Annotated in this window: 9 protein-coding genes and 1 tRNA gene; 7 read left to right on the top strand and 3 right to left on the bottom strand. The window is 61.1% G+C overall.

Translation table 11 applies throughout. The features are described 5' to 3' along the window. Positions 1 to 246: 246 nt before the first annotated feature. From AAA138_RS09355 to proB, 4 genes are all read left to right on the top strand, one after another. Positions 247 to 319: transfer RNA gene (locus AAA138_RS09355), tRNA-Ala, on the top strand. 64 nt (positions 320 to 383) lie between these two features. Beyond that, complete coding sequence (locus AAA138_RS09350) at positions 384 to 896, top strand: hypothetical protein (protein WP_349090604.1); 513 nt, start codon at positions 384 to 386, stop codon at positions 894 to 896. An 82-nt stretch (positions 897 to 978) separates the two neighbouring features. Next, positions 979 to 2484, top strand: coding sequence for a nicotinate phosphoribosyltransferase (locus AAA138_RS09345; RefSeq protein WP_349090603.1), 1506 nt, complete (start codon positions 979 to 981; stop codon positions 2482 to 2484). Positions 2485 to 2579: 95 nt separating this feature from the next. Then, the gene (proB, locus tag AAA138_RS09340) at positions 2580 to 3707 is read left to right on the top strand and encodes a glutamate 5-kinase (protein WP_349090602.1); all 1128 of its coding nucleotides are present in this window, start codon (positions 2580 to 2582) and stop codon (positions 3705 to 3707) included. 201 nt (positions 3708 to 3908) lie between these two features. On the opposite strand, the gene AAA138_RS09335 is transcribed toward proB, so the two are convergent. Further along, positions 3909 to 5327 (bottom strand): alpha/beta fold hydrolase, encoded by a 1419-nt coding sequence (locus AAA138_RS09335; RefSeq protein WP_349090601.1) that lies wholly within the window; start codon positions 5325 to 5327, stop codon positions 3909 to 3911. Between the two features lie 113 nt (positions 5328 to 5440). Between AAA138_RS09335 and AAA138_RS09330 the strand changes: the two genes are divergently transcribed. Further along, positions 5441 to 6727: a glutamate-5-semialdehyde dehydrogenase gene (locus tag AAA138_RS09330; protein WP_349090600.1), complete on the top strand. Its 1287-nt coding sequence runs from the start codon at positions 5441 to 5443 to the stop codon at positions 6725 to 6727. A 171-nt stretch (positions 6728 to 6898) separates the two neighbouring features. Further along, positions 6899 to 7498 carry an HD domain-containing protein gene (locus AAA138_RS09325; protein WP_349090599.1) on the top strand — a complete coding sequence of 200 codons (600 nt, stop codon included), beginning with the start codon at positions 6899 to 6901 and terminating at the stop codon, positions 7496 to 7498. A 170-nt stretch (positions 7499 to 7668) separates the two neighbouring features. Here the strand turns inward: AAA138_RS09325 and AAA138_RS09320 are convergent, their stop codons facing one another. Then, positions 7669 to 8427, bottom strand: a complete 759-nt coding sequence (locus AAA138_RS09320) for a transposase (protein ID WP_158567237.1) — start codon at positions 8425 to 8427, stop codon at positions 7669 to 7671. 354 nt (positions 8428 to 8781) lie between these two features. Continuing rightward, positions 8782 to 9267, bottom strand: a complete 486-nt coding sequence (locus tag AAA138_RS09315) for a CarD family transcriptional regulator (RefSeq protein WP_022094807.1) — start codon at positions 9265 to 9267, stop codon at positions 8782 to 8784. A gap of 342 nt (positions 9268 to 9609) precedes the next feature. On the opposite strand from AAA138_RS09315, the gene argS reads away from it, so the two are divergent. Beyond that, positions 9610 to 11463, top strand: coding sequence for an arginine--tRNA ligase (argS, locus tag AAA138_RS09310; protein WP_349090598.1), 1854 nt, complete (start codon positions 9610 to 9612; stop codon positions 11461 to 11463). The last annotated feature ends 467 nt before the right edge of the window (positions 11464 to 11930 follow it).

Raw genomic sequence — 11930 nt, 5'->3', positions numbered from 1 at the left:
GCCATGCCCTTCTTGAAGTTGAGGACCAGGTCTTCGGCGTTCATGCTGCCCCCATCATCGCGGTCTACGGGGTCAACGATATGGCACCGTGGGGACACATGTATGTCAATCCTGGTCTAACAGAGCCTTAAAAAATCATCGGGTGGCTCGGGCGTTCGAAAAGTAGTCAAAGCAGCCCCGTCCCAAAAAGACTGGGTATTGGGCGTTGACAGTTGGCGAGCCGTAGGTAAAATATCAACTTGTCTTGGGGACGTAGCTCAGTTGGGAGAGCGCTGCCGTCGCATGGCAGAGGCCGAGGGTTCGACTCCCTTCGTCTCCACCCTTGGATTTGATAAGCCGCTGACATTGTGTCGGCGGCTTTTTTAAAAAGAAAGGGCTGCACCATGGCCGAGCTTGAGTCCCAACCACTGTCTGCCGAGGAGCGCGCCGAGTTGGAAGAGCTCCGCGCCGAGAAGGCTCGTCGCGAGGCCCAGGAAGAGGCACGCCGCGAGCGTGAGGAACTGGCTGCCCTGCGTGCCGAGCGTGCGAAGGCCGAGGAGGTCGCCGCGAACGCCGCATCCGCACCGGCGCCCGCGCCCGCACCCAAGCCCGCCGCCGCGAAGCCTGCACCCAAGCCCGCCGCCGCGAAGCCTGCGCCCAAGCCCGTCGCCGCGAAGCCCGCGCCCACCGCGCCCAAACCTCAGCCTAAAAAGGCCGCTCGTCCCAAGTCCGTCGAGCCCAAGCCGAGCCGTGACGAGATGACCTTTGCCCAGCGCATGGTCACCTCCAAGGAGCCTACGGGCGAGAATGAGATCCCTGGCATGGCACCGGCTCAAAAAATCATCATTGTCCTTGCCCTCATCGCGTTTATCGTCTTTATGGTCTACACGATCACGGGCAGCATGGGCCTGCACTAACCTGTTCGCGCCGGGCTCCATGCCCGCACGTCCGTCTCGCCCAACCCTCAACCTCTGCACAACACATCCGAAAGGTCGCCCCATGGCTTTGACCGACATCTCGCATCCCACCGACATTGCAATGCTCACCGATCTGTACGAACTCACTATGGCCCAGGGCCTGTGGGAGAGCGGCAAGGCCAATGAGCAGGGTTGCTTTACGGCGTTTTACCGTGACCATCCCTTTGGCAGCGCGTATGCCGTCATGTGCGGTACCGCCGAGCTGCCCGAGCTTGTCGAGAACCTGCGCTTTACGCCCGAGGACATCGACTACCTTGCATCGCTCCAGGCCCCGGCTGGCGGCGCGATGTTTAAGCCCGCATTCCTCGACTACCTGCGCAACTTCCGTGCGCACGTGAACATTGACGCCGTGCCCGAGGGCGAGCTCGTCTTTCCGCGCGAGCCCATGGTGCGCGTCACCGGCCCGTCGCTGGAGTGCCAGTTGCTCGAGACCGCGCTGCTCAACATCGTCGGGTTCCAGACGCTTGTCGCCACCAAGACGGCGCGCGTGGTGCTCGCCGCCGACGGTCGCCCTGTGGCGGAGTTTGGCCTGCGCCGAGCCCAGGGTCCCGATGGCGGCCTGGCCGTTGCGCGCGCGAGCTACGTTGCCGGCTGCTCCTCTACGTCCAATGTGCTCGCCGGCCGCCGCTACGGTATTCCCGTCTTTGGCACGCATGCGCACAGCTGGGTGATGAGCTTCGATTCCGAGCTCGAGGCCTTCCGCGCCTTTGCCAAGTCGAGCCCCAGGAACTGTACGCTGCTCATCGACACCTATGACGTGCGCGAGGGCTGCGAGCATGCCATTACGGTTGCCAAGGAGATGGAGGCGGTGGGCGAGCGTCTGTCGGCTATTCGCATCGACTCCGGCGACCTCGCCAAGCTCTCCAAGTATGTTCGCGGCCGTTTCGATGCCGAGGGCCTGCCCTATGTGGGGATCTCGGTTTCCAACGATCTTGACGAGTACACGATTCAGTCGCTGCTCGACCAGGGCGCGCCCATCGACAGCTTTGGCGTGGGTACCAAGCTCGCGACCTGCTATGACCAGCCGGCGCTGGGCGGCGTGTACAAGCTTTCCGCCCGCCGTGCGAGCGAGGCCGACCCGTGGACGCCGGTGGTCAAGCTCTCCGAGCAGCCCTACAAGCGCACGATCCCGGGCGTGCAGCGCGTGCGCCGTTATTACGACGGCTTTGGCGGCCCGGTCTGCGACATGATCTACGACGAGGACCATCTGGTGGGGGAGGGCGCCGCGCGCGGCAATACCCTCGTGGCCGTGAATGATGCCGCCCTGGTGACCGACGTGTCGGAGCTTGAGTATCGCGAGCTGCTGGTGCCGATCGTGCGCGATGGCAGTGCAGTGGCTCCGCGTGAGAGCATCCAGGACGCGCGCGAGCGCTGTGTTTGGGCGCTCGATCATCTGGACGCAGCTTTCAAGCGCTTCCTGTACCCGCAGACCTATGTGGTGGGCATGGAGCAGGGCCTGGCTCAGGTGCGCGACGAGCTCGTGCGCAAGAACATGGCCGCGGCCTCGGCTTTCCCCTGGGCAAAATGATCCATAGGGGACGGAGGAAAACGAATCATTATCGCTTGTCCCGTGCCTGCTGTTCTTTGCTCGCTCGTTCGCTGAACAGTTGATTGGTTTGACGTATGACGACTTCTTATAAAACGATGGTGGTAAAGATCGGTTCGTCCACGGTGGTGGGCGCCGATGGCAAGGTCAACCGCTCCTTTATCGGCGGGCTTGCCGATCAGGCCGCGGCCCTGCGCGAGTTCGGCTGGCGTCTGGTCGTGGTGAGTTCGGGCGCTATTGCCTGCGGTTATCCCGTGTTGGGCTTCGACCGCAAGCCGGTCGGCGACCTGCCGAGCCTGCAGGCCTGCGCCTCGGCCGGTCAGTGCATCATCTCGTCGGCCTACGATGAGGAGTTTCATGCGCGGGACCTGCTCACCTCGCTCGTGCTGCTCACGCGTCACGACACGGCGCGTCGCACGTCCTATCTGCACGCGCGCGACGCCCTGCTGCGTCTGGTGGAGCTGGGCGTGGTGCCGGTCGTCAACGAGAACGACACCGTTACCGTCGACGAGATCAAGTTCGGCGACAACGACACGCTGGCGGCGCTCGTGAGCTGTCTTGTTTCCGCCGACCTGTGCGTGACGCTGTCCGACATCGACGGCCTCTACACCGCCAATCCGCACGAAGATCCGACGGCCGAGTTTGTCCCGGTCGTGCACAAAATCGATGCCAAGATCATCGCCTCGGCTGGCGATTCTTCGACCTCGGTGGGTACGGGCGGCATGATCACCAAGATTCGCGCGAGCCGCATTTTGATGACGGCCGGCATTCAGAGCGTGATTTGCTCGGGCGAGGAGCCCGATGCGCTCGTGCGTCTGGCCCGCGGCGAGAGCGTGGGTACACTGTTCGACCCGCCGGCGGAGCGCCTGGATATTGCGCCCCGCAAACTGTGGATTGCGCTGGGCGACAAGGCGCATGGCTCGGTGACGGTCGATGACGGTGCCGCGAAGGCGCTGGTCAGCCGTGGTTCTTCTCTGCTCGCGGTGGGTATTCGCGAGGTCGATGGCGCGTTTGCCGAGGGCGATGTGCTCGACGTGTGCGACCCGAGCGGCATGGTTGTCGCGCGCGGTATCGCCGAGGCCGATTCGGACGTGTTGGAGCTTGCTGCCGGCCGCCGCCAGGACCAGATCGCCAGCAACCGACTGCTCGCAAACCTGGCCGAGAAGCCCGCGATTCATCGAGATAATCTGATTGTCTTCGCCTAACCAATTGACGCTGCAAACGCCCCTAAGCGGCAATCTGACGTTCAATCGTTGGGCATGTCCAAAAGGTCAATGCCCTCCTCTTTCACGTCACCTTGCTCGCTTAGGGGCGTTTTCGCTTTCCGTCCTCTTTCTGCAATGACTTCATTAACCTGGCACTTGGGGACGTTCCTTTTGTGCCGGCAGGTGGGGGACATTCCTTTGCTAGAAGATCTGGCGCAGGTCTCCGCGGTTGAGGGCTGCGTCAAAGAGGTGCTTGAACACCACGCTGCCGTGCAGGCCGTCGTGCTCAAACTCGTTGGTCACCCAGGCATGCGAGCTGCCCACGCGGCTGAGCGTGTCGAGCTGCAGGCCCGAATCCACGTACATGTCGTCGAAATACACCGCGGCCTGAAGCGGCACCTCGTTGCATGCCAGACGCTGCGGGTCGTAGATCTTGTCCCAGCTGGTGTCTTCCATCAGCAGATCCATCGCGGGCTTGAAGGGCTTGAGCTCGGGCATCTGCTCAAACATCCACGGGAACATGGCCTCGCCGGTAAATATGAGCGGGCGCGCGAGCGTGTCGAACTCGGCACGGTGTGCCTTCTCTTCTGCCGCGGCCCAGCGAATGGGCATGGTGTCGCCGTCGGCGTAGATGAACTCCTGCAGCGTCCAGTACAGCGGGTTTGTGCGCGTGTTGGTGCGCTCGAAGGCGCGCATCAAAAAGCTGTCGGATACCGAGGAACCGCAGCTCAGCGTGCCGTCTCCGTCAACAAAAGCATGGTCGATAATCCAGTGCATGCGCTCGAAGCTCGGCTTCATGCCAAAGTCGCTGCCCATGAGCTGCAGGCGCTCGACCGTCATCGGCGAGCCGTCGGGCAGTGCGGGCTTTTGCTCCTCGAGGGCATCGGCCAGTGCCGCCACTCGCTCGACATCGGCGGGGTAGCGGTCGTAGTACTGCTGTGTCTTGGCTGCCATGCGCGGGAACGTGTGCGCGTAGACCTCGCTGGCGCTCGCCGGGACGTGGGGGATGCCACCACAGGTAAAGCTCGCCGCCACGCCCTCGGGGAAGAGCGATAGATAGCTCAACGTCAAAAAGCCGCCGTAGCTTTGGCCGAGCGTGATCCACGGCTTGCCGCCAAAGCCCACCAGGCGCAGGTACTCAAAATCGCGCACGATGGAGCTGGCGAGGTGGCGCTTGAGGAAGTCCGCCTGCGAGCGTGTGGCATCGGAGCCGGCCGCCGTCGCGCGATCACCCAGTGCCTTGATCGTGCGCCCGTCTACACAGCTGCTGCGCCCGGTGCCGCGCTGGTCGGGAAGGACCACGCGGAAGTGCTTGACGGCTTCCTCGATCCAGCCGTCGCTTGTGGGCGACAGCGGACGCGGGCTCTCGCCGCCGGGGCCGCCCTGCAAAAACAGGAGCAGTGGCAGATCGTCGTTGATGCGGTCGGGCGCGCAAACCACGCGGTAGAAGAGCTTGATGCTCTCGGGCGCGCCGGCGATGGGTGCCGGCATAGCGCCGCGGCGCATGGTGCTGCCGACGGCCAGGAGCATCGGCTCCAGGCCGCGCCAGTCAAGGGGGACGTCGATGCTGTGGTCCTCGACGTAAAGGCCGGGGACGTGGTACGAAGTGATGAGGGCCATGTGAGTCTTCCGTTCGTTGCGGTGTTTCGGGTTGACCAATTCTACCGCCGCGGGCGAGGCCATGCGCAAATCGGCTACCATGGTGGGCAAACTACTAAGAGAAAGGGCCGCCCATGTCGGTCGATATAGCCACGTATGTCCACGATCTTGCCGTTGCCGCCAAGGCCGCTTCGGCCTCGCTTGCCACGGCGAGCGACGAGCAGCGCCAGGAGGCCGTGCGCGCCATGGCCGCGGCGCTGCGCGAAGGTGTCGACTCCATCGTCGCCGCCAACGAGCTCGATATGTCCGCCGCGCGCGATACGGGGACCTCGGCGGGGCTTCTCGATCGCCTGTTGCTGACGCCCGAGCGCGTTGAGGGCATGGCCGCCGGCCTGGAGAAGCTTGCCGAGCTGCCCGATCCTGTCGGCCGCGTGCTCGACCACCGCGTGCTTGCAAGCGGCGTGGACCTGACCCGCGCGAGCGTGCCGCTGGGCCTGGTCGCCATGGTGTACGAGGCGCGCCCCAACGTGACGGCCGATGCCGCGGGTATCTGCATCCGCACCGGCAACGCCTGCATTCTGCGCGGCGGTTCGCTGGCCTATCACTCGTGCGCCATGATTGCCGAACTGCTGGCCGATGCGCTTGAGGCCCAGGGCTTCCCGCGCGAGGCCGTCTCGATGATCGAGTCCACTGACCGCGAGGCCACCGGCGAGCTCATGAAGCTCCGCGGCATCGTCGACGTGCTCATTCCGCGTGGCGGTGCGGGCCTGATTCAGCGCTGCGTGCGCGAGTCGCTTGTGCCGGTGATCGAGACAGGCACGGGCAACTGCCATATCTACGTGCACGAGTCGGCCGACTTCGATAAGGCGCTCAACATTATCGTCAATGCCAAGACGCAGCGCGTGGGCGTGTGCAATGCTGCCGAGTCGCTGCTTGTGGACCGCGCCGTGGTCGACACGTTTTTGCCGGCGGTCGTGACCGTGTTGCACGACCACGGCGTGCTGATTCACGGCGACGAGGCCACGTGCGTTGCATGCGCTGACGCTGGGCTTGCCGAGGGCGACGACTATGTTGCCGCGACTGAGGAGGATTGGGGCCGTGAGTACCTGGCACTCGAGATGAGCGTGAAGGTCGTGGCGAACGAGGACGAGGCCATCGCACACATCAACCGCTACGGCACCATGCACTCCGAAGCCATCGTTGCCGAGGACGCGGACGCCTGCGAGCGCTTCTTGGATGCAGTCGATGCCTCGGCCGTGTACGCCAACGCCAGCACGCGCTTCACTGACGGCGGCGAGTTTGGGCTGGGTGCCGAGATCGGTATCTCGACCCAAAAGCTCCACGCCCGCGGACCCTTTGCCGCCGAGGCCCTCACCACCTACAAATACAAGCTCCGCGGCACCGGCCAGGTCCGCCCCTAAACCTACCAAAAAGGGACAGGTTTATTTTGGCAGGTTTTATCTGCGGTTTTGCCGAGCGACACGTTTGCCCGGCTTTTTTCTCCGTATACCTTTTCTGCCTTTCGGCTTGAGCCACGGCGATATACGATAATGACACCGTTTCCTAGCACCGACTCACCTGGAGGTATTGCCATGTCCCAGATGCTTTCCGCCGGAATCACCCGCGACCGTGCGTTCGAACTGCTTAACGAGCACAACAAAGACCCGTTCCACATCACCCACGGCGAGACGGTCGAGGGCACCATGCGCTACTTTGCGCGCGAGTTCGACCCCGAGAACGAGGAGTTTTGGGGCATCGTCGGTCTGCTGCACGACTTGGATTGGGAGGAGCATGAGGACGACCCCGTGAACCACACCATCTATGCGGCCGAAATCCTCGAGGGCGAGGGCGCATCGCCCGAACTCATTCGCGCCATTCAGACGCACACGTCCGATTTCAACGCCTCGCTGCCCAAGCCCGAGCTTCAGATGGAGAAGATCCTGTTTGCTTGCGACGAGCTCACCGGCCTGATCGGTGCTGCCGTGATCATGCGTCCGAGCAAAAGCGTCATGGACTTTACGACTAAGTCGCTCAAGAAAAAGTTCAAGGACAAGCGCTTTGCCGCCGGCTGCTCGCGCGACGTGATTTCGCAGGGCGCCGAGATGTTGGGCTGGGAGCTTCCCGAGCTCTTCGACCGCACCATCGCGGCCATGCAGTCCTTCGCGCCCGACCGCGACACCTTCCAGGCCTAACCTGCCAAAAAGGGACAGGTTTATTTTGGTAGGTTTTATCTGGGAAAACGCTTCCGTTGGATGTTATTCAGCGAAAGCGTTTTCTGTTTGACATGGTGACGCTGGCGAATGGCGGTGCCTCGCGGCAGACAGCTGCGCTTCGCCATATTCGTAACTCGGCAAACGCGACGCTACGACGCGTTCTTGATAATCCATGTTCCCAGTCCGGTCAGCAGCTGAACCTGCTTAACCGTTAGCCCTTGTTTTCGAAGCGCGAGAATCGCCTCATTGCGAAGTGGCTTGGAGACGGATTTGAGTTCCGTCGGAGCACATCCTGCGACACTCTGCACGATTGCCGTGCCAAATTCGCATAGATCTTCCTCGCGAACCTTGGCTGTTGCGCTGGGGCGATAGGGAAGCGACGGCGTACTTTCCATGAGCCGAAGGTATGAGCGAGGTGTTGGGAATAAAACACCGACAACGCTGCCGGTAACATGCGGCCGTGACCTGGCACTCATGAGATACTCGCGATGGCTGCTCCAGGGATATTCGTCGTATGCCGCCAGTCCCGCTTTTTGTGGATTCAGATGAATGTATCGAATTGCCTCGAGTAAATATACTTCTGACTTAATGGGCGAATCCCAAAACCGCTCCTGAAACACGTGGCCGATATGCCCCGTCCGCGCATTGTACCTGCCCGCATACGATACTGCTACCGCGTGCATCGCGTCGCTCTTGCGGTCGTCCGGATCGTCGATGAGCAGATGAATGTGGTTTCCCATAAGGCACCAAGCGATAAGCTCGATATTGTGTTTGGGGAGGATCGCATCGAGGATCTGAAGCATGGCGATTCGGTCCTCGGCATCGTCAAACAGCAATTGCCCTCCGTTTCCACGCAACGTGATGTGGAAATAACCGGTTGGTGACTTTGAACGAGGTTTTCTCGGCATGGCCCCTCCTTTAGCTTGGATGGGCTGAAGATACCTCATTCGGAGGCTTCGGTTGTCGAGATTCAGTTCACCGACTATAGCTGCTACCTGCCGAAATGTTATTGCGTTTTCAAATTGATGCTTTTTAATGGTAATTGAGCAAGACAGGCGCGCTTGTTGTGGATGCGGCCGTTGGTTGCGTCGATCTGGACGGCCCCCGCGTGATGTCATCGCAAATGGCTTCACGCATTCTACGGATATAGAATAATGGCCGGGCGCTCACAAACAAAACGGAGCACCCGGCCATTTACTGATTGTTTGTTGACGTTTGGTCAGATAAAACCTGCCAAAATAAACCTGTCCCTTTTTGGCAGGTTAGTTGAGGGCGGCTTGGGCTAGACGGGCTTCGGCGTCCTCCTCGGTGACGCCCAGGGCCACGGCGAACTCCTCGATGGAGCGGCGCTTGGCTTCCTTGAGTACGCGCATGTAGTAAGAGCTGGGCTTTTTATCTGCTTCCTCGGCCTGGCGAATACGGTGCATCATGGTTTTTGCCACGCGGACCGTCTCGGGCGCCCCCAGCTTGAGCTGCTGCTTAAAGTGCGTCTCCTCGAGCGAACTGTTGCGCTCGGTAAAGGTGTCGCACTCGAGCTCGTCATAGTGGCTCAGCAGGTGCTCGGCATCTTGCTGGGAGATGGCGGCGTGCAAACGATCGGCCTGCGCCACGGGGTACATAAGGATCGTCTGCGCATGTCCCTGCTTGGTCTCGAGCAACAGCATGGGCTGCGGCGTGTCGTCCCTAAAACCGACGACGGTGCAGACTCCCTGACCCGGATGAATGACGTGTTGACCGATTGAGAACATGCTACCTCCAACTTATACGAATTTACGTATGTCTAGAATAACACGCTGACGTGCGCAAACCCTTACTTTATGCAGGAAAAGCACACAACTCTGATAGGTAAGAGTATTCGATAAATAGAACGGCTTATTCAATCGTTTATGCATTTCCAGAACGTGTATAAATTGCAGGCAAACCGCCAACTTTGTACCACCGCGCAAGAGCGGTAGTCATTTTTGTGCATATGCAATTTCGATTGGCCTTACCCTGCGACAGTGTGCGTCGCTTGTGATAGAGTGCTACAAACTCTGGCTTTTGCCCTAAGAGTGACCAAGAGCTCGGGGGCTTTAACACAAGGAGGATCTATGCCCGAGAAGATTGAAGAGCTGGTACGCGCTGCGCTTGCTGCGGCCCAAGAGGCCGGCGACCTTTCCGCATTTGAACTTGACGATTGCGCCATCGAGCGACCGGCTGACACTTCTCATGGCGAGTGGACCTCCACCATGGCCCTGAAGTCCGCCAAGCTGGCCCACTGCGCCCCGCGCAAGATCGCCGAGGCCATCGTTGCCCATATGCCCGAGGACCCCGCGATTGAGAAGGTCGAGATCGCCGGTCCTGGCTTCATCAACTTCTACCTCTCCGTCGCCGTCAAGAACGCCATTTTTGGCGAGGCCCGCGAGAAGGGCATGGACTTCGCTAAGTCCAACGTTGGCGGCGGCCTGAAGACCCAGGTCGAGTTCGTTTCCGCCAACCCCGTCGGCCCCATGCACATCGGCCATGGCCGCTGGGCCGCGCTGGGCGACTCCCTCTGCCGCGTTATGGACCACGCCGGTTACGACATCCAGCGTGAGTTCTACATCAACGACCACGGCTCTCAGATGAACACCTTCGGCAACTCCATCAGCACGCGCTATATGCAGCTTGCCGACATCATCGCCAAGCAGGGCGTGGATATCGACGAGGCTCACAAGCTGCTGATCGCCGACCGCGACGCCTATGTCGCCGACGAGAACGACGAGCACCCCGAGACCCATCCCTACCAGGACAACTTTGCCGAGACTCTGGGCAAGGACTCCTACGGCGGCGACTACATCATCGACGAGGCTGCCGAGTTCTGGCGCACCGACGGCGACAAGTGGGTCGAGGCCGATCCGCAGGAGCGCATGGAGAGCTTCCGCGAGCGCGGCTACGTAAAGATGGTCGACAACATGCGCGACCTTTGCCACGCCGTCAACTGCGACTTCGATCGTTGGTTCTCCGAGCGCTCCCTGTACGTGAAGGACACCGAGGGCGAGACTGCCGGCACCTCTGCCGTCGACCGCGCTTTTGAGAAGCTCGACAAGATGGGCTACCTCTACACCAAGGACGGCGCCCTGTGGTTCCGCTCCACCGATCTGGGCGACGACAAGGACCGCGTCCTGATCAAGTCCGACGGTGAGTATACCTACTTCGCCTCCGACGTCGCCTATCACTGGGATAAGTTCCAGCGCGTCGACCACGTCATTGACATCTGGGGCGCCGACCACCACGGCTACATCGAGCGCGTCCGCTGCGTCTGCGACGCTCTCGGTTACCCCGGCAAGTTCGAGGTTCTGCTGGGCCAGCTCGTCAACCTGCTGCGCAACGGCAAGCCCGTCCGTATGTCCAAGCGCAAGGGCACCATGGTGACCCTGCAGGAGCTCGTCGACGAGGTCGGCTCTGACGCCGCCCGCTACACGCTCATCTCCAAGAGCTCCAACCAGATGGTCGACTTCGACATCGAGGCCGTCAAGAAGCGTGATAACTCCAACCCGGTGTACTACGTGCAGTACGCTCACGCCCGCGTATGCTCCATCCTGCGCCGTGCCGCTGACGTTACGCCCGAGCAGGCTGACGAGATGGGCATGAAGGCCGTTGCCGCCAAGGCCATCGGTGAGAATGTCGATTACTCGCTGCTGACCGACCCGACCGAGCTCGCCCTTTCGCGTAAGCTCAACGAGCTCACCGACCTCATCGCCAGCTGCGCTCGCGACCGCGCTCCGTTCCGTCTGACGCACTTTGCCGAGGAGCTCGCCGGCGACTTCCACAGCTTCTATGCTGCCTGCCAGGTGCTGCCGAGCGAGGGTCGTCCCGTCGACCCCGAGCTTTCGCGCGCCCGTCTGGCCGCTTGCGACGCTGTCCGCGTGACGCTCGCCCTGGTGCTTACCCTTGTTGGCGTTTCCGCACCCGAGCAGATGTAATCTACGGGTCGTTTGACCGTGTAGGTTCGGCTTCGCTGAGCCCTATAAGCCCGATCTCCATGCGGAGGTCGGGCTTTTTGCGTTTGGCGGGGCTTTTTGGCGTGTTGGAAAATGCTACAAAAACGCAACTATACCGGTTTACGGGGCTGAATCGCCAACTGGCGACCATGGCGCCAATAGCGAAATTAAAACCGCAGGTAGACGGCTTGTCGAATATTAAAAATGCAGGGTATGGTTGGCTTGCATCATTCTGGCCCCGTAATCCGGCATAGTTTTGAAAATGACCCCTTGGGGACGGAGGAATACAGATCATTTTTGTCGCGGGTGTGAGCGGCACGAAACCGTCCGCCACGAATCGGGCTTATCTACTACGTTTAGTCGCATACCCCGAACCATGATTAAAGGTGCGATATTAAAACCGCAGGTAGCGGGCTTGCGATTTTAGGAAGATCGAGGGAATGGTCAGG

The organism is Collinsella sp. CLA-JM-H32B (assembly GCF_040098065.1).
GTDB lineage: Bacteria > Actinomycetota > Coriobacteriia > Coriobacteriales > Coriobacteriaceae > Collinsella.
The sequence above is the reverse complement of the archived record's forward strand: the minus strand, read 5'-3'. Positions and strand labels throughout refer to the sequence as shown.